Raw genomic sequence first — 19,540 nt, forward strand, 5'->3', positions numbered from 1 at the left:
GATGAACTCAAAAACGTCATTTATGTATAAAAAAATGAATTTTCGTTTATTACCGATCACGTTAGGATTGGCAGTAGCGACACTATTACCTGGCTGCGGTCTTTTTAATAAGAAAGGATCTGCCAGCGAAAAGGCTAATAGAAGAGGAGAAGTAACCGGAGTTCCTAAAAGGGAAAGTTGGCAACAAAACCTTCCATATGATATGGTTCCGATTAAAGCGGGAACATTTTGGATGGGACAATCTGATGAAGATATTGCCTATACTCAATCTTCGATGAATAAGCAGATTACCATCTCGGAATTTTTTATGGATAAATACGAGGTGTCCAATAATAAGTACCGCCAGTTCTTGGAAGCTGTTAAAAGCGGTCAATTGGAAACAGGTACTCCAACTACCTTAAAGGAGCCGCCAACTTTTAATTTGGATGAGTTAAAACCAGATACTACAGTTTGGTCCACTAGTTTTTCTTACCATTATGGAGATCCGCTGATGGAATTCTATTTTGATCACCCAGCATTTGACAACTATCCAGTAGTTGGGATTTCTTGGGATCAAGCCAAGCAATATTGTGAGTGGAGAACTTATCACATGAGAGCTAACGATGAATCTGAATATGATCTAACGCCGTTCAGGTTACCATCAGAAGCAGAATGGGAATATGCTGCCAAAGGTGGAAAAGATGTAGCTAAATACCCTTGGGGTGGTCCTTATCTTAAGAACAAGAGAGGATGTTTAATGGCTAACTTCAAACCAGGAAGAGGTAACTACATTGATGATGGTTTTCCATATACTGCTCCAGTAGACGTTTTTGCTCCTAATGGTTTTGGCCTTTATAATATGTCAGGAAACGTTGCAGAATGGGTGTTAGATGCCTACGCAGCTACGTCCAGTGCCATAACATGGGATTTGAACCCAGTTTATGATATTCCTAGTGAGCCTAGAAAAATCGTAAGAGGCGGAAGCTGGAAAGATATTGCGCATTACTTGGAAACTAGTACTAGAACCTATGAATATGAAGATGTGGCGCAAGCTCACATTGGTTTTAGAACGGTGATGACATTTATTGGTCGATCTGGATCTATGGATGTAAAATCATCAAGAAGAAGAAAAAGATAATACCAAACACATAAATAATTCCACGATTAAAAACCTAACACCTTAATTACAAAATTACTCATGGCTAGCAACAGCAATTCATTTAAGTCAAAATTTTACGGCAGCATCATGCCAAAAATCTATGGTATTGGTGCGTCAGTAGTTATTCTCGGAGCGATGTTCAAAATTTTGGATTGGGCTGGAGGTAACTTGATGATCACGATTGGTCTTACAACAGAGGCTGCGATCTTCTTTCTTTCTGCTTTTGAACCTCGTCAAGAAGAAGTTGACTGGTCTAAAGTATATCCTGAATTAGCTGGCGGTGCTCCAGGTAATAAAAAAGCTTCAGCAGGGGCTGCATCTGGCGATAGCGTATCTCAAAAATTGGATGAAATGCTAGCCAATGCCAAAGTTGGTCCAGAATTGATCGAAAGCCTAGGAAAAGGAATGCAAAATCTTGCTACTTCTGCAGAGAAAATGGGCAATCTGTCTGATGCCGCTGTAGCAACCAATGAATATGCAACGAATGTTAAATCTGCCGCTAAAACTTTGGTAGACATGAACGCTTCATATAGTAAAACTGCTGCAGCTTTGACTGAAATGTCCTCTGCTTCTCAGGATGCTAAGGAATATCATAATCAAGTTCAGACGGTAACTAAAAATCTTTCTGCATTGAATGCGGTATATGAGATGGAACTTCAGGACGCCAATAGCCATGTGAAAACTTTGAATAAGTTCTATTCAAATATGACTGCTGCTATGGAAGGTCTTACTGAAGCCGGAAAAGAAACTGAAGCCTTCAAGAATGAATTGGCTAAGCTTAATCAAAATGTAAGTTCATTGAATAAAATCTATGGTGGAATGTTATCCGCTATGAAAGGTTAATTATACTCAATCATCTAGAATAGACTAAAAAATTAAAGATGGCAGGAGCTAAAGAGACACCTAGACAGCGGATGATCGGGATGATGTACCTGGTTTTGACGGCCCTATTGGCCCTCCAGGTAAGTAACCAGATTCTCCAGAAATTTGTATTGCTAAACGACGGTATGGAGCGAACTTCTAGAAATTATATTTCTAAGAATGAGTTTACCGTAAATTCTATCGAGTCCACCGTAGAACAGCAAGGGAATAATGAAAAAGATGTTCCGAAAGTAGCAGCAGCTAAAGAAGTAAGAGAGGCTACCAAAGAAATCTTTTCTTATTTAGAAGAACTGAAGCAGCAATTGATTACTCAATCAAATGCCAAAAATGAAGAAGGAAACTTCGTTAGTTCAAGTTTGAAGAATACTGAAATTCCAGGAAACATGTTTGCCAACAATGGCAAAGGTGATGAAATGAAGGGAAGATTGAATGAGTATCCAACTCAAATTTCCCAGATTTTAAGTGGAATTGGAATTGATATGTCTTTCCAACCCATTGCAAAGGATGCAGGTGAAATTCCGCTTTTTGCGAATGATCGGGAAGTAAGAAATAAGGACTTTGTTGCATTGAATTTCGTGAAATCCCCAGTGGGAGCCGTGATGGCATTAATTTCACAATATCAAAATGAAGTTTTAAATATTGAAAGTGAAGCTTTGGCTCAAATCACAAGTTCAATTGGTACATTCTACTTCAAGGCAGATATCGTTGAAGCAAGAATTGCTGCTACTTCCAATGTGGTTGCTGCCGGTACCAAGTTTGAAGGAGATATGTTTATTGCTTCCAGTTCCTCCGCAGCTGCTCCACAGATGACAATTGATGGACGTTCGGTACCTGTAGAAAATGGATTTGGTAAGATTGATTTTACAGTGACTCCAGCGTCTCAATATGACGACAGAGGACTTGCTAAAAGAGTATTGAAAGGTGAAATCGTGACCAATGTTGGTGGAGAAGATAAAGTTCTTCCTGTGGAATATGAATACTACGTTGCTCAGCCTGTAATTAAAGTTTCTTCTGAGGTAGTTCAGCAACTTTACGCAGATTGTGCGAATGAATTATTGATTGAAGTTCCTGCTTTAGGTAATACCTATTCTCCAGACTTCAGCCTTACAAATGGCCAGTCTATTAAAGGAAATACTCCAGGTCAATTAACTGTCATTCCAGGAGCTTCTGGAAAAGTTACCATTGGAGTAAGCTCAGGAGGCAATAAAATTGGAGATGTAACGTATGATATTAAACCAGTTCCAGAACCTTCTTTAGTTCCAGCAGCATCTAATGGATCTGAATTGGATGTAAGTCAAGCTCAAACAATCAGCTCTTTGACCGGTCTGAAAGTGTTGGCAAAACCTGAAGCTACTTTCGGTAGAACCATGGCTAAGGATGCTAACTTTGAAGTAACTGGTGGGGAAGTAAGATTACTTAGAAATGATGTGCCACGACAAACTACTCAAATTGCCAATGGAAATAGCATTGCCATGCGACAGTTAATGGAAAGTGCTAGAGCTGGTGATGACATTGTAATCGTGGTTACTCAAGTAACTAGGACTAATTTTAGAGGAAATAAAATTCCTTCTACGTTGAATAAAGTTATTCGTATCGGAGTGAAGTAAGAATTCCCTACGAATCCAGATAAAATAATTATGAAAAATTTCCTTCCAAAATTGATCTTATCCTTGCTTTTTGCAGCAGCAATTGCCCCTTTGGCAAGTGAAGCTCAAATTGCAACTAGTGTGACTCCATCCGGGTATGGTGATCGGACCTTTGATATGGATACCATCTTCTCTGCGAAAAGAATTCGTGAGGATGATAAAATGTATCAAATTGCGGTTTGGAGAAGAATTGATCTTAGAGAAAAGTATAATCTTGCTCTATATGGATCAGGTGATGCAAAAAAGAATGGGATTATCAATTATATCTACAAAGCGGTAGTGGATGAAAATGCGCTAGAAGTTTTTGCAGATGAAGATTTTACCCAACCGATGTCTATCGCAGAATTCCAGGATAATTTCTGGTTAAATGCCACAGGCGATAGCATCTTTGTCAAGCAATTATATTATTTGGATTTTAAAGAGGACTTTGTGTTTGATAAGCATCATTCTGATATGGTGTTTGATATCAAATACCTTGAGTTGGTGATGCCTTCTCAGACGAATTCAAACGCAGGTCAGAAGACAATCGCATATATCAGATACAAAGATTTCTATAATTACTTCAAAGATCATCCAGAGGCTAGATGGATCAATTTCAAGAACTTATCAAAAAGCTTGACTTATGATGAGGCCTTTGAATCTAGATTGTTTAGATCTGTCGTTAGAAGATTTACAAATCCGGATGAAGCATTGATAGCCGACTTAGTGGATGCGGATAGTCCTAACCCTGAAGTACAGGCTTATATCAACTCACTTGAGTTTGAGTATAAACTCTTAGAATACGAAAACACTCTTTGGGAGTGGTAAAAAATAAAAAGGGGCTTTTAAGCCCCTTTATTTTTTGCTATCCAATCGAATAAGTTTTGAGCCTTACTGGCCCCAATTACAGAGGCTATTTCTTCTTGGGTAGCTTCACTGATTTTTTTGACTGATTTAAAATGGGAAAGGAGTTTGTTGGCAGTATTTTCTCCAATTCCCGGAATGGCAGTCAATTGAGTTCCAAATGCGTTCTTACTTCTGACCTTTCTATGAAAAGTAATAGCAAAACGGTGTGCTTCATCTCTAATTCTCTGCAATAGTCTTAAACTCTCCGACTTTTTATCAATGTGAATGGGGTAGGAGTCACCCGGGAAATAAATTTCTTCCAATCTTTTTGCGATCCCTATAATGGGCATCTTTCCATAAACGCCAAGCTCTTGTAAAGCCTCTACTGCGGAGGATAGCTGGCCTTTTCCTCCATCAATGACCACTAACTTAGGCATGGGCTTGTTCTCCTCTAATAGTCGCTTATATCTTCTCGTTACGATCTCTTTCATACTTGCAAAATCATTTGCACCTATGACCGTTTTGATGTGGTAGTGCCTGTATTCTTTTACTGCAGGCTTTCCATTAAGGAAACAAACCATGCTGGCAACTGGATTAGTCCCTTGGATGTTAGAGTTGTCAAAACATTCAATGTGATCAGGGATTTCAGGAAGACTTAAGTCCTGTTGTAACTGTTTAATGACCCTATCTTTTTTATCCTCATTAAGCCCTTTTAATAAGGCTTTCTCCTTCTTATAATAAAGTGCATTTTTCAATGAAAGTTCTACCAACTTTTTCTTATCTCCAATTTTAGGTAAGATCAAGTTTAATCCTTCAATGGGCTCTTCTAATTCAATATTGATTAAGACTTCGTTGGCATCACTTTGAAATTGATCCTGAAGTCTTACAAGTGCTGTAATGAGGAGTTGCTCCTCATTTTCATCCAGACGTTTTTTCAATTCTACGTTTTTGGAGACGTTCATGGCTCCATTTTTTACCCGCAGGTAGTTTACATACGCAGCTTTTTCATCCGTGACAATCGTACATACATCCAGATTTGAAATACTAGGATTGGCAACCAATGATTTGGCTTGGTATTTCTCTAGTAGATCTAACTTTTCCTTGGTTTTTTGTGCTTTTTCAAATTCCAAGTTTTCAGCATAATGCTGCATTTCATTTTTGAAATAGGATTTGGCAATCCCTAGATTCCCCTTAAGAATATGTTTGGCATGCTCCAAATCTTTCAAATAATCTGGTTCTTTTTGAAGGCCCACACAAGGCCCCTGGCAATTCCCAATGTGGTATTCCAAACAAACTTTATACTTCCCCTCAGCGATTTTGTAAGGAGATAAATCCAGATTGCAGGTTCGAATGGTGAATAACTCTCGTATCAAATCAAGCACATTGTTCATGGCCTTCACACTCGCAAAAGGGCCATAATAAGTACCTTTTTTAGGAATCATCCTTCTTGTCTGAAAGATTCTAGGAAAATTCTCATTGGGGAGCAGCAGGTAGGGATAAGTCTTGTCATCCCTAAGTAAGATGTTGTACTTTGGTTGAGTTTTTTTGATCAGGTTATTTTCTAGTAAAAGTGCATCAAACTCACTGTTTACAATCGTAATCTCAATTCTTTTGATTTCCCGAACCATTCTTTTGGTTTTGAGATTCACTCCTGAATTTTTATTGAAATAGCTGGAGACCCGTTTTTTTAAACTTTTGGCTTTACCTACGTAAATCAATTCGTTTTCCGAATTGAAATATCGATAAACTCCCGGTTGATCAGGGAGTGATAAATGTTCTTCGGGTGTATAAGAAGATGCCTGCATGTCCTAAAATTAAAAAAACAGCCTTGGATTTAGGCTGTTTTTCTAGCTAGTGTTTGATGAAATTAGAAATCATTCTTTTTCGCATCGTAATCAAAGTCTGCGAATCGTTGACTTTCTTTTTCATAAACATCACAATCAATTTCAATACTTAATGGTCTTTCAGGTCTTGGGAATGGGCCTTTGGTATAGCCTAAACTTTTATCAGCATAGACTTTTTCCATGTACTTCACCCAAATAGGTCGGGCAGTTCTGCCTCCTTGTCCTGCAATCCAACTTCTAAAGTGAATGGCTCGGTCGTCTCCTCCAACCCATGTGCCGCTAACAAGGTCTTTGCTGATACCCATATACCATCCGTCAGAGGCATTTTGTGTGGTTCCAGTTTTCCCACCTAATTCATTTCCTTCTCTTAAAGACCATGGAACACCCTGGCTGGTACCATCTTCTTCCTCAAATCCACCTCTGAGCATGTAAGTCATCAAATAAGCATGCTCCTCGCTCATAGCAGGACGTTTTTTGGCGGTGAATTGCTGAATGACATTGCCATTTTTATCCTCAATTCGATCTATGTAAAAAGGCGTAGTATGTTCTCCTCTATTTACGAAGGTTCCGAAAGCGCCCACCATCTCATAAATACTTACGTCATTAACACCTAATGCTAAGGCAGGTACTTCTTCTAAGTCACTGGTAACTCCTAATCTTCTTGCAGTTTCTACCACAATTTTAGGACTCAGCTTTTTCATCATGTAGGCTGTAATGGAATTGACCGATTGGGCCATCGCCTTACGAATGGTCATTTTTTCATAAGTGAATTTTCCATCAGCATTGGAAGGACTCCAAGTTGGTTGCCCAGGAATAAAGACTTCCACCGGCTGGTCTATTACTGAATAGCATGGACTGTAACCATTTTCTATTGCTGCGGCATAAACAAATGGTTTGAATGTTGATCCTGGTTGTCTCTTTCCTCTTTTAACATGGTCAAATTTGAAATATTTATGATCCATTCCCCCTACCCATGCTTTGATTTGACCGGTATGGGGGTCCATACTCATAAATCCAGTTTGAAGGAATTTCTTATAATATCTCAATGAATCCATGGTACTCATGAGCGTATCGATTTCTCCCTTCTCCCAGGAGAAAACTGTCATTTTCTTCTTTTCATTGAGTTTTAAATCAATGGAATCAGTGTCATTTCCATATCTGATTTTCAACAGTCTGTAAGCTTCAGTTCTTTTGACTGCGTCCTCAATGAAGTTTGGAATTACTCGATTGTCTCCGTCAACCCAAGGGTCTCTATTTCCCATTTCCTTATAAAATGCTTTTTGAAGAGTTGCCATGTGTTCGGCCACTGCCTCTTCAGCATATCGTTGCATTCTACTATCAATGGTGGTGTAAATTTTCAATCCATCCCCATATAGATCATAGGAGGTGCCATCAGATTTCAAGTTTTCTTTCGCCCATCTGATCAAATCTGCTTTGACAATTTCTCTAAAGTAGGTTGCCAATCCTTTGTTTTGGTTGGCCACATTGTAATCCAATTCGATTGGTAATTGGGAAAGGGAATCAAATTCTGCTTCGGTCAACTTGTCGTTTTTAACCATCTGGTACAAAACCGTATTTCTCCTTCTTAAGGAATTTTCAGGATTGTAAACTGGGCTATAATAGGTAGGTGCTTTAAACAACCCGACTAAAACAGCCGCTTCCTGTACATCCAATTCGTCAGGGCTTTTATTAAAGAAAGTTTTGGATGCTGTTTTGATACCATAGGCATTCGATCCAAACTCAGATGTATTTAAATAAAGTGTAAGAATTTCGTTTTTTGTGTAGGCTCTTTCCAATTGAGTGGCTACAATCCATTCTTTGGTCTTGATGATCAACATTCTTAGCCCAGGAACAGAGCTTAAGGCACCTTGAGAGGCATCAGTTCTAGTCTTAAACAGGTTTTTGGCAGTTTGCTGACTCAATGTTGAACCCCCACCTGCATCTTGTCCAAGTAAGATGGATTTGACAAATACTCGCATCATAGCGATCATGTCAATCCCAGAATGGTCTTCAAACCTTACATCTTCAGTAGAAATTAAGGCATGAACCAAATTCGGAGAAAGCTCCTCATAGGTGACAGGACTTCTATTTTCTCTGAAATAGGTCCCTAATAATACTCCGTCTGAGGAATATAGCTCGGATGCTAATTCACTTTCTGGATTTTCAAGCGCTTTGAAATCAGGTAAAGTACCGAATAAGCCCAGAAAATTGATGCTCACCATCCACACGAAAAGGATGAAACCAAAAAAACCAGCCACAAAGGCTAGCCAAATGAATTTGACTATTTTTTTGGCCCAGCCAGAGGATTCAGGTTTTGAATTTTTACTCATAATTACTTATAAACTGACTTAAAGAAAGTCCTGTACTCTTCTAAATTCTTTGTTTTATTCAGTTGTTGGAAGTTTTCAATTGAAATGACAAAAGAATCATTTTTTATTTCTTCTGTGATTTCATTGGACTTAAAATCCGTTAAAAACAACTGGTAATACGCTTTTGCTTTTTCCGCATTGCTAAAAGGGGAAATAATAAAAATAGCATGATCACTATTCATATTCATATTTCCGGTTCGTAACCTAGCGTTTTGGAAATTCTTAGTATGAAAAGCTTCTAAGTCTCCTAACAAACCTTCTGCATTTTCCATTTCATCTGGACTCATTACCAATACAAAGATATGTGTACTCGATTCATTGACCTTGTAAGGTGATTCTGGTAGGTTTTCAAGTCCTTCATTATTGGATAAATCGGGATTCGCCAAATTTGCAGAATCTAATGCAGTGCTATCTGATTTATTTAGAGAAGCGAGTTCTTCACTAGACATCATGGGTCTAAGCATATTTCTTGCCAATTCTATCAGATTTTCATCTTTTGAGTTTTGGATATAGGCTTCCAGTCGCTGGCGGTATTGCTGGCGGCTTTCCAATTTCCCGGTAATCATGATGTCCAACAATAAAATACGTTCCGTATTTCGGGTTAATGGATATTCTTCTAAGGTATTGACGATAATTTCACGGGCTTGTTTATAGTCACCTTTGTAATAGGCATCATAGGCCAACTCGTAATTTTTAGAGGATGCCAAGTAGGCGAGATTTCCTGAAGCGGCTTCTGGGTTATTTACCGAGTAGGTGTATTGAGAATCCGGGAATTCATTATTGAGCCTCCCGATATATTGTTGGAAATTCCCACCCCGATCTCTCTGGCCTAAATATAATAAGTAATAGGCTTCAGGTTTTCTACTAGAATTAGGGTATTCTCTAACCAAGGTTTCTAAATTTTCAATACTGGATTCTACTTCCCCTAATTCAAAGTAAAGTAGCTTGCCCAATTCAAAGTAAGATTCTTCCAGCTCAAGATTTAATTTGGAAATATCTTCCTCAGAGCTTGGGATCTGTGCGAGAAGAGTTTCTAAATCCGGTAACTGATTTAATGGATTAGCAGCTTCATCCACCCCTGTAGAATCGGTCTCAGTGGGTGCAGCAATGGTAGGCTCAGTACTTTGAAAACTTGCAGCACTTCTTCTCCAATTATCTTGAATGGGCCTATTTCCCCAAACCCGATAAAATTCAATGGTCCCTTGTTGCATGGCCACAGAATTATCAAAATAAAAAGTAGAGCCGGACCCTCGGTCATTGAATGCCAACAGGTTGTCAAAAATGCTGTTGCTTTCGGGCTCCTGTTTTGCCGCGGCTTCCGCGAGCAAACGTTCCTCTTCTTTTTTTATAAAATTCTCTGCAATGGCCTTTTGTTCCTCAGGAGATAAGCGAGCCAAACTAATCAGACTATCATTGGATGTGATTCTTTCTAGATGAAAAACATAATGATCCAGTGTTTCCTTTTGTTCATTTATCTGTTCTGCAACTGGGTCAGTTTCTTTAATGAAGGTTAATGCACTATCGAGATAATATTTGGTGGCTCTGTAATCTTTATAATTATCGAGGTTGATTTCAGCAAGTTTTTGATAGATATACCCTTTTTGACGCGGATTACTTCCAGGCTCTTTGGCTGCCTGATGTAATAATTGAAGTGTCTTGAGCGTGTCTCCTTGTTTTTCTTCAAAAAGGGCCATTTCATAAACGACAACATCTTTGAGATCTTTGTTTTTGGGGTCGTTGTATAAATCTTCATAATAGCGTCTCACCTTACGAAGGTCTTTCGACGCATTCAACTCAGCTACTTGTTGGGCGTAAAGCTGCGCAAAAAAGCTTCGCTCATAAGGAGGGTTCCCATCTTGGGAGTTGTTGTAAAAGTCATAAGCCAGCGCATCCAAACCGGCTTTTTGATAACGTTGTGCAAGGATGAAGTTAATGCGAGATTCTTCTTTGTTATCGTCTACATAATCCAAAGCTTTTGTTAAGGCTCCGATTACGCCATTGGCATCATTTCTAGTTTCATAATAATAGGCCAGTGTTCGATAGAGTTGGTATCTGTTTTCGTCGTTGATTCCAGATTCTTTAGATAAATAATCAATGGTGAAATTGGCATTTTCAAATTCTTTCAAATCCACATAGAGCTTCAAAAGTGAAATCAAGGTCTTATGTCGGAGATCTTTGTCTTTACTATTGACATTGACGAATTTAAATGTGTTTTGGGCATCATCGAAATGTGATTGTAAATAATCGATCTTGCCTAATAAATAATAGCTATCATCGACCCATTTACTGATGCGGTGCCATTCCACTGCTTTAGAAGCCAATTCTCGAGCAGATTGCAAGGTGTCAGCAGATTCCTGAATAGAGGTGGAGTCAATGGGGATAAAGACAGGCAGGACTTGGGTATAATCCTCCTTATAATTGCTTTTAACTAAGTTTTCTACATTTTTGATTTTGACATCAGCGAGGTAATACGCATTAAAATGCGAGGTTAAATTATGAAAAGTACGGTTTGTAAAGGTATTTCGCTCAGAAGAGCAGGCAAAGGCAAAAATTAATAAGACCAATGCCAACCTCGAAATTTTAATCATGAATCAATTTGCCCAATTTCCACACCAAAATAGGCTTTTTGGCTTACTTATAGAACGGATTATGCAATCAAATATTTTTTGATGGTGGAACTGATCTATTTAAGCCACAATAATTGGTTAATTTTAAACTCATCCAATGATTTATGGAATCCCAAAAACCAGCTAGAAAAGATTCAAAAGAGACCAAAACACCAGTATTCGTGAAATACATAGGTTTGTCTTTCCAATTATTCGGAATCATCGGTGCAGGTACTTTTTTAGGTTGGTGGATACAGTCAAAGAGTGAAATGAAGTTTCCTATTTGGCTATTGCTTTGTTGTTTTGCTTCGATCGCCATTGCATTCTATCAACTTTGGAATATGCTAAAGCAGGATGAATAACCATTTTCATTTTTTGGAGTAAATTGCAGCAAATTTCAAAAATCGTCATGCTTCAGAACTTTCATGTCCGCTTTTTTATGTTTACCGGGATCATTTCTCTGCTCATTTTTCTCTTGCAGCAAATCCTCCCTCAGGTGGTCCATGAAAAGATTTGGGGGATTTTGTGTTTTGTCGCGATCATGTCTTATTTAATAGGGTTTCTTAGCAAATTGTTATTGAAAAGTTCCCCTGAGAGCTTAATTCAGATAAAATTATTGGGTATGGTGCTACGGATTATTGCCTCATTGGTGTACATCACCATAGTTGTGATGAGCGGTGCGGAGAATATTCTTTTGTTTATATCGAATTTTTTTATTCTTTTTTTGTTCTTCCTAGTTTTTGATATCTATGCCTTTCTAGCTAACTTGCGCCCGATTTCAAAGTAGCCCTCAAAAAAACGAGTTGATGACGCGCAAATTATTGGCACTAAGTCTTTTATTTTCAGCATTTTTGCTGACCCTGTCTGGCCCCTTAATGGCAGCTGGTTCCGAAACTGAAGAAGGTAGCGAAGATCCTACGGGCTTCATCATGCATCACATCAAGGATTCTCATGAATGGCATTTTGCAACCATAGGCCATACTCATGTGACTCTTCCACTACCGGTAATTGTCTATTCTTCTGATCGTGGTTTGGAATTCTTTAAATCTTCGGATTTTCAGAATCATGAGACCCACGTTTTTGGAGAAGAGTATGCCCATGAAGGATATTACATCGATTCACATGATCATGTAGGAAGAGTAGATGGTGCAAGTTTTATCGACTTTTCGATTACCAAAAACGTGGTAATGATGTTTTTGGTCATTGCAATCGTATTATGGTTGGTGCTTTCAGCAGCAGCTCATTACAGAAAGCATGGTACTGCTGCTCCCAAAGGAGCTGCTTCTTTAGTAGAGCCGATTGTAGTGTTTGTTCGTGACGAAATTGCGCACAAGTCAATCGGTCCTAAGTATAAAAAGTTTGTGCCTTACTTATTAACCTTATTCTTCTTTATTTGGGTTGGTAACTTACTAGGATTGCTTCCTGGTGCTGCAAACTTGACAGGTAATATTGCTGTGACGGCTACCTTGGCTGTTCTTACCTTTATACTGGTTAATATTAACGGAAATAAAGATTACTGGAAGCACGTATTCATGACGCCGGGAGTTCCTCTTCCATTGTTATTGGTAATTGTGCCTGTAGAGATCATAGGTTTGTTTACCAAGCCATTTGCATTGATGGTTCGTCTTTTTGTGGCGATTACTGCAGGTCACATTGTGATCTTGGCTTTCATTGCATTGATTTTCATTTTCCAGTCTTATTCTATCGGGGTAGTAAGTACCTTGATGGTGACCTTTATTAATATGATTGAATTGTTGGTAGCAACTATTCAGGCTTATGTATTTACGCTGTTTACTGCGATGTACATTGGCTCTGCTGTTGCTGAGCATCATGACGATCATTAATTAGAAATTTCTTTGTTCAATTTATAAATCTAACTCTTATGTTAACTTCTATCTTGTTGACTGCTGGATTAGCTCTAATGGGAGCTGGTATCGGTGCAGGTATTGTTGCGATTGGCGCAGGCCTTGGTATCGGTAGAATCGGTGGTCAAGCTATGGAATCTATTGCTCGTCAGCCTGAGGCTGCTGGTAAGGTTCAAACTGCAATGTTGATTATTGCAGCCTTGATTGAAGTTGTTTCCCTGTTTGCAGTAGTAGTATGTCTACTTATTGCTTTGAACGCAGGTGGTATCGACTTCTAAGAACAAATGAATTGGGATCAGCTTCGTGCTGGTCCCTCTCTTTCTAGTAAAACAACGAAATTATATAAATAAAATGGATCTTATTTTACCTAGTTCCGGCCTTGTTTTTTGGCAATTGATTGGCTTTTTGGCCTTATTGTTCATCTTGATCAAGTTCGCTTGGAAGCCAATGCTTGCAGCTCTTGAAGAAAGAGAAACAAGCATTGACAATGCCTTGAAATCTGCTGAATTGGCAAGGACTGAAATGGCTAATTTAAAGGCGGAGAATGAAAAACTTCTTGCTGAAGCTAGATTGGAAAGAGATACTATTCTGAAAAAGGCGCATGAATCTTCTGCTAAAATGATAGAAGATGCAAAACAGGAGTCTTTAAAAGCAGGAGCTCAAATGATCGAAAACGCGAAAGCTGTTATCGAAACTGAGAAAAAAGCTGCTTTGGCAGATGTAAAAACTCAAGTGGCCACCTTGACCCTTGAAGTAGCAGAGAAATTATTGAGAAAGAATTTGTCTGAAGACAAAGCTCAAAAAGAGCTTGTAGACGAATTTGTGAAAGATCTTAAGTTAAACTAAACCACCTCCATGTCAAATCATAGAGTAGCATCCCGCTATGCCAAATCTATTTTGGAGCTTTCCTTGGAAAAGGGATTGCTTGAGGAGGTTCATGCGGATTTTCAAAAATTAACAGCAATGGCCAAGAGCAATTATGATCTTGTGCTTTTGTTGAATAATCCGGTAATCAATTCAGAAAAGAAGCTGAATGTACTAAAGGCACTTTTCCCTGAAAAGTCCACTCAAAAAATGACTTCTACTTTTTTCGAGATTGTTTCTCGTAAAAGCAGAGAGAAAATTTTAGTGGATGTAGCAAAGGAATTTGAGGTTCAATACAACATTCATAAATCAATTCAGGTTGCTGAAGTAACCACTACTACTGCGATTAGCGATGAGCAAAGGGCAGCGTTTGTGGATGCAGTAAAACAAATCTCCGGCTTGACTGACGTGCAACTGGTAGAAAAAATCAATCCAGACATTATCGGTGGATTTATTTTGAAAGTAAACGACCGTCAGCTTGATGAATCTTTGAGTAGTAAATTGAGGGATTTGAGATCTCAGTTTATCCAAAATCATTACGAGAAACAGTATTAAAAACAAAAGCAAAAATCATAATCTTATCATATCATGGCAGAAGTAAGACCAGATGAAGTTTCAGCAATCTTGAGAGAACAGCTTTCAGGAGCAAGAACTCAAGCGGAACTTGAAGAAGTGGGTACAGTCCTTCAAGTAGGGGATGGTGTAGCACGTATCTATGGACTTTCTAAGGCTCAGGCTGGTGAATTGATCGAGTTCGACAATGGTCTGAAAGCAATGGTGCTTAACCTGGAAGAGGACAATGTAGGTGCCGTACTTTTTGGTGATTCCAAAGAAATTAAAGAAGGTGACACTGTAAAAAGAACCAAGAAAATTGCCTCTATTAAAGTAGGTGAAGGAATGCTTGGTCGTGTAGTGGATACCTTAGGTAACCCTATTGATGGTAAAGGACCAATTGCTGGAGAGTTGTATGACATGCCTTTGGAGCGTAAAGCACCAGGTGTAATCTACAGACAGCCGGTAACTGAACCTCTTCAAACAGGTATCAAATCTATCGATGCCATGATTCCAATCGGTAGAGGTCAAAGAGAATTAGTAATTGGTGACCGTCAGACAGGTAAAACTGCTGTGGTTATTGATGCGATCTTGAACCAAAAAGAATTTTATGACAGAGGTGAAGCGGTATTCTGTATCTATGTAGCCATTGGTCAGAAAGCTTCTACTGTTGCGAACGTGGTAGCTGCTCTTGAAAAGGGTGGAGCGCTTCCTTATACTGTTGTTGTAGCAGCTCCTGCTTCGGATCCTGCTCCAATGCAATTCTTTGCTCCTTTTACGGGTGCTGCAATCGGAGAATTTTTCCGTGATACTGGACGTCCTGCTTTGGTGGTTTATGATGACTTGTCTAAGCAAGCTGTTGCATACCGTGAAGTATCTCTACTTTTGAGAAGACCTCCAGGACGTGAAGCATATCCAGGTGACGTATTCTACCTTCACTCAAGATTGCTAGAAAGAGCTGCGAAAATCAATAAATCTGATGCCATTGCTTCTCAAATGAACGATTTACCAGATTCAATCAAGCATTTGGTAAAAGGTGGAGGATCATTAACTGCACTTCCTATCATTGAAACTCAGGCTGGTGACGTTTCTGCTTATATCCCAACCAACGTAATTTCTATTACAGATGGTCAGATCTTCTTGGAAACAAACTTGTTCAACTCTGGTATTCGTCCTGCAATTAACGTAGGTATCTCCGTATCAAGAGTAGGGGGTAACGCTCAGATCAAGTCTATGAAGAAGGTTTCTGGTACCCTGAAGCTGGATCAAGCTCAGTTCCGTGAATTGGAAGCATTTGCTAAATTCGGATCTGATCTAGATGCTACTACAAAGAGAACGATCGAAAGAGGTAGAAGAAACCAAGAAATCTTGAAGCAGCCTCAATACTCTCCAGTATCTGTAGCGCATCAAGTAGCAATTATCTATGCTTCTACAAGAGGATTAATGGATTCAGTGCCAGTAGAGAAGGCAAGAGCATTTGAAAAAGAATTCTATGTGCTTCTTGATGCTTCTTATCCTGAGGCTCTTGATTTGATCAAAAAAGGTGACATTGATGGTGCTGGTAAGATTCTTGCCAAAGCAGCATCTGAGTTGGCTCCTAAATACGCATAATTTTAATATTCAATATCCGGTAGGATTTACTCCTACCGGAATTTCTATAGCTTACAAAGCAATCACTGATGGCTAACCTTAAGGAAGTAAAGGAAAGAATTAACTCGGTAGTATCTACCCAGCAGATTACCAAAGCAATGAAAATGGTATCTGCGGCAAAGTTGAGAAGAGCGCAGGATAAAATCGTCCAAATGCGTCCTTACTCTCAGAAGTTAACGAATATCCTGAATAATGTTTCTGCAGCATCCGAGGGAGCTGCGGATATTATTTATGCCGAAAAGCGTGAGGTGAAAAAAGTACTTTTAATCCCTGTTACTTCAGATAAGGGACTTTGTGGTGCTTTTAATACCAATATCATCAAGGCGACCAATGCAGCTATTAAAGATCAATTTTCTGCATATGATGTGACCATCTTGCCTTTAGGTAAAAAGTCATATGAATATTTCAAAAAATCGAAATACCCAGTTATTTCAGATTATTACCAAGTCTTCCAAGATCTGAATTTTGAGAACGTTCGCCTAGCTGCTGAATATGCGATGGGTTCGTTCGTTGCAGGGGATTACGATCAGGTATACCTAGTATTCAATGAATTCAAGAATGTGGCTACTCAAATTGTAAGAACAGAGCAGTTTTTACCGATGGCCAAAGAGGAGACTACTGAAGTGAAAACTTCTGAAGTGGATTATATCTTGGAACCTTCAAGATCTTACATTATTGAAGAGTTAGTGCCAACTTCCTTGAAAATCCAACTATACAAAGCAGTATTAGAAAGCAATGCTTCTGAGCATGGGGCTAGAATGACCGCCATGGATAAGGCAACAGAAAATGCAGGTGAATTGCTGAAAGAACTTCGATTAATGTACAATAGAACCCGTCAAGCTGCGATTACCAATGAGATCTTGGAGATCGTTGCTGGTGCAGAAGCTTTAGGGTAATTATTAATTGCAATAGATCCAACCGTAACCACAGCTCGAAAGAGTTGTGGTTTTTTTGTTTATTAGTATTTTAATCATAACCCTGTATTATTTATCCTTATTTATGAAACCTCAGGAGTATCCCATCTTCTTTTTCATTCTATTTCTAGGACTTTTTTCTTGTCAAAAGCAGGAAGAGGTTGCTCCACTTCCGAAACCCAATATCATTGTGATATTAGCGGATGATTTGGGGTATGGTGATATAGGGGCCTTCAATCCTGAGAGTAAGATTCCCACTCCGCAAATTGATCAACTGGCAACTGAGGGTATGATTTTTACAGATGCGCATACTCCTTCAGCAGTATGCACTCCTACTAGATATGGCTTTATGACCGGAAGGTATAATTGGAGAAGTAGACTGAAAAGCGGTGTGTTGACCGGCAAATCGAAAGCTTTAATTCCGGATGATCGAACTACAATTGCGGATATACTCCAAAATAAAGGATATCAAACGGCATTCATTGGTAAATGGCATTTGGGTTGGGACTGGGCTTTGACAGAAGGTGACTCTCTTCGTGGAGAAGGATGGGATGCCAAAGATTTTGAACAGTTGGATTTTAGTAAAGCGGTAACGCACACTCCAAATGATTTAGGTTTTGACTATGCTTATGGACATTCCGGCTCCTTGGATATGGCTCCTTATGTGTATGTTGAAAATGGAATGCCTACTGCAATACCGGATACTGTGACGGTTGATACAGGAGAATATTCATGGTGGAGAGAAGGCCCGACTTCTCCGGATTTTGTACACGAAGAAGTGACCCCCAATTTCTTTAATCGTTCCATAGAATACATTCAATCACATGCCAATCAAGAAGAACCATTTTTCCTTTATTTGGCATTGCCTTCTCCACATACTCCTATATTACCTCCTCAAGAATGGCAAGGTAAAAGTGGATTATTGCCATTTGGGGACTTTATGATGATGATTGATGACTATGTGGGGAAATTGAATCAAGCCATCAAGGATGCTGGAATTGAAGAGAATACCTTAGTGATATTTACCAGTGACAACGGAGGCTCACCAGCAGCAGGTATCGATAAAATGCAAGCCATGGGACATTACTCTAGCTATATCTACCGAGGACATAAAGCAGATATTTTTGAGGGAGGTCATCGAGTTCCTTTTATCGCAAAATGGCCAAAGAAAATACAAAATGGGACCTCACGAGAAGAAACCATTTGTTTAACAGATATCATGGCTACCAGTGCTGATATTGTAGGCTATTCTTTAAAAGATAATGAAGGGGAAGATAGTTACAGTCTTTTGGAGTTGTTTGATGCAGACAAGGAAGTGAGTTCCTTTAGGGAAGCCACCGTTCACCATTCTATCAATGGAAGTTTTGCGATCCGACAAGGGGATTGGAAGTTGATCATGGCAAAAGGTTCTGGAGGCTGGAGCTTTCCTAAACCAGGTGACCCTACTGAATCTGAACTCCCAGATGTTCAGCTATACAATTTGAAATCAGATCCGGCAGAATCTCAAAACCTGTATGCAGAAAATCCTGAGAAAGTTTCTGCTCTGAAATCGCTTTTGATTAAATACATCAAGGAGGGAAGAAGTACACCAGGCGCACCTCAACAAAATGATCCCATTGAGGGAGAATGGAGACAGATTGGTTTTGTGGAGTAGAAAAAACCCTCCAGGTTTCTAAAACCTGGAGGGTTTAAAATTGCTCTTCTAATTTTGCAAAGAAGGTAAATTACAACCGAATCGCTCTAGCAATTACTTCAGCCATAATTCCCAATCCTTCCACATTTGGGTGAACACCATCTGGTAGCAATTCAGCTTTGTCCATCAAGGGAGTATATAGGTCTATTAGTTCTGCATTGGCCGCTTGTGCAATATCTACAATCATCATTCTTTGCTCATTATTCATCACGGAAGCGGTAATACCAAAATTGTCTTTCGTTACCGGAACAGGCATGATTACATAAACTTTTCCATCTACGGGCATCGTCTTTCTGAATTCAGCAATCATATCTAGGTAATCTTGTCTGAATTCAGATGCATATTTCCAGTTTTGAGGTTTGGAATCATTGGTGCCCAGCATAATCACTAAAATATCAGGAGAAAAATCTTTGACTTGCTGAAATTGGGGCTCATTCCAATAGGGATAATCACCTTTACGAAGCAAAGTCCGACCGCTGACTCCAAAGTTTCCTACTTCATAGCCATCTCCGAGAATTTCCTGCATTTGTAAAGGCCAACTATCGGGGTTGTCTCTACCTGGGCCTTGGGTAATACTGTTTCCGACACAAGCAACTTTTAGAGTGGATTGAGCAAATGAAAAGCTACAAATCAGTGCAAAAGTTAAAATCAAATAGGTTTTTTTCATGAGTTAGGGATTTGTCAATTTTTAA

General features: G+C 39.1%; 16 protein-coding genes. 12 read left to right on the forward strand and 4 right to left on the reverse strand.

Annotation, left to right across the window (positions count from 1 at the left end; translation table 11 throughout):
- The first annotated feature begins 22 nt into the window (after positions 1-22).
- From porK to porN, 4 genes are read left to right on the forward strand one after another with little or no spacing between them, the layout of a single operon-like run.
- Entirely contained in the window at positions 23-1,117 is a 1,095-nt protein-coding gene (gene porK, locus BUR11_RS19465; RefSeq protein WP_074226709.1) for a T9SS ring complex lipoprotein PorK/GldK, read from the forward strand.
- Positions 1,118-1,177: 60 nt separating this feature from the next.
- Complete coding sequence (porL, locus tag BUR11_RS19470; protein WP_074226710.1) at positions 1,178-1,981, forward strand: type IX secretion system motor protein PorL/GldL; 804 nt, start codon at positions 1,178-1,180, stop codon at positions 1,979-1,981.
- 38 nt (positions 1,982-2,019) lie between these two features.
- Positions 2,020-3,627: a type IX secretion system motor protein PorM/GldM gene (gene porM, locus BUR11_RS19475; protein WP_074226711.1), complete on the forward strand. Its 1,608-nt coding sequence runs from the start codon at positions 2,020-2,022 to the stop codon at positions 3,625-3,627.
- Positions 3,628-3,657: 30 nt separating this feature from the next.
- On the forward strand, positions 3,658-4,473 hold the full coding sequence (porN, locus tag BUR11_RS19480; protein WP_084561106.1) for a type IX secretion system ring subunit PorN/GldN: 816 nt from the start codon (positions 3,658-3,660) through the stop codon (positions 4,471-4,473).
- 17 nt (positions 4,474-4,490) lie between these two features.
- Here the strand turns inward: porN and uvrC are convergent, their stop codons facing one another.
- The 3 genes from uvrC to porW form a co-directional block, all read right to left on the reverse strand.
- Positions 4,491-6,296, reverse strand: a complete 1,806-nt coding sequence (gene uvrC, locus BUR11_RS19485; RefSeq protein ID WP_074226712.1) for an excinuclease ABC subunit UvrC — start codon at positions 6,294-6,296, stop codon at positions 4,491-4,493.
- 62 nt (positions 6,297-6,358) lie between these two features.
- Positions 6,359-8,665, reverse strand: a complete 2,307-nt coding sequence (locus BUR11_RS19490) for a penicillin-binding protein 1A (RefSeq protein ID WP_074226713.1) — start codon at positions 8,663-8,665, stop codon at positions 6,359-6,361.
- A gap of 2 nt (positions 8,666-8,667) precedes the next feature.
- Positions 8,668-11,292 (reverse strand): type IX secretion system periplasmic lipoprotein PorW/SprE, encoded by a 2,625-nt coding sequence (gene porW, locus BUR11_RS19495; RefSeq protein WP_074226714.1) that lies wholly within the window; start codon positions 11,290-11,292, stop codon positions 8,668-8,670.
- A gap of 143 nt (positions 11,293-11,435) precedes the next feature.
- On the opposite strand from porW, the gene BUR11_RS19500 reads away from it, so the two are divergent.
- From BUR11_RS19500 to BUR11_RS19540, 8 genes are all read left to right on the forward strand, one after another.
- The gene (locus tag BUR11_RS19500; RefSeq protein ID WP_074226715.1) at positions 11,436-11,672 is read left to right on the forward strand and encodes an AtpZ/AtpI family protein; all 237 of its coding nucleotides are present in this window, start codon (positions 11,436-11,438) and stop codon (positions 11,670-11,672) included.
- 444 nt (positions 11,673-12,116) lie between these two features.
- Entirely contained in the window at positions 12,117-13,154 is a 1,038-nt protein-coding gene (atpB, locus tag BUR11_RS19510) for a F0F1 ATP synthase subunit A (protein ID WP_074226717.1), read from the forward strand.
- A gap of 38 nt (positions 13,155-13,192) precedes the next feature.
- Positions 13,193-13,453, forward strand: coding sequence for an ATP synthase F0 subunit C (gene atpE / locus BUR11_RS19515; RefSeq protein ID WP_074226718.1), 261 nt, complete (start codon positions 13,193-13,195; stop codon positions 13,451-13,453).
- A 73-nt stretch (positions 13,454-13,526) separates the two neighbouring features.
- Positions 13,527-14,021 carry a F0F1 ATP synthase subunit B gene (locus BUR11_RS19520; RefSeq protein ID WP_074226719.1) on the forward strand — a complete coding sequence of 165 codons (495 nt, stop codon included), beginning with the start codon at positions 13,527-13,529 and terminating at the stop codon, positions 14,019-14,021.
- 9 nt (positions 14,022-14,030) lie between these two features.
- Positions 14,031-14,594 carry an ATP synthase F1 subunit delta gene (gene atpH / locus BUR11_RS19525; RefSeq protein ID WP_074226720.1) on the forward strand — a complete coding sequence of 188 codons (564 nt, stop codon included), beginning with the start codon at positions 14,031-14,033 and terminating at the stop codon, positions 14,592-14,594.
- A 33-nt stretch (positions 14,595-14,627) separates the two neighbouring features.
- Positions 14,628-16,202: a F0F1 ATP synthase subunit alpha gene (gene atpA, locus BUR11_RS19530; protein ID WP_074226721.1), complete on the forward strand. Its 1,575-nt coding sequence runs from the start codon at positions 14,628-14,630 to the stop codon at positions 16,200-16,202.
- A 68-nt stretch (positions 16,203-16,270) separates the two neighbouring features.
- Positions 16,271-17,137 (forward strand): ATP synthase F1 subunit gamma, encoded by an 867-nt coding sequence (gene atpG, locus BUR11_RS19535; protein ID WP_074226722.1) that lies wholly within the window; start codon positions 16,271-16,273, stop codon positions 17,135-17,137.
- A gap of 103 nt (positions 17,138-17,240) precedes the next feature.
- Complete coding sequence (locus BUR11_RS19540) at positions 17,241-18,809, forward strand: sulfatase family protein (RefSeq protein ID WP_074226723.1); 1,569 nt, start codon at positions 17,241-17,243, stop codon at positions 18,807-18,809.
- Positions 18,810-18,879: 70 nt separating this feature from the next.
- On the opposite strand, the gene BUR11_RS19545 is transcribed toward BUR11_RS19540, so the two are convergent.
- On the reverse strand, positions 18,880-19,515 hold the full coding sequence (locus tag BUR11_RS19545) for a GDSL-type esterase/lipase family protein (RefSeq protein ID WP_074226724.1): 636 nt from the start codon (positions 19,513-19,515) through the stop codon (positions 18,880-18,882).
- Between the last annotated feature and the right edge of the window lie 25 nt (positions 19,516-19,540).

The organism is Algoriphagus halophilus, assembly GCF_900129785.1.
Classification (GTDB): Bacteria; Bacteroidota; Bacteroidia; order Cytophagales; family Cyclobacteriaceae; genus Algoriphagus; species Algoriphagus halophilus.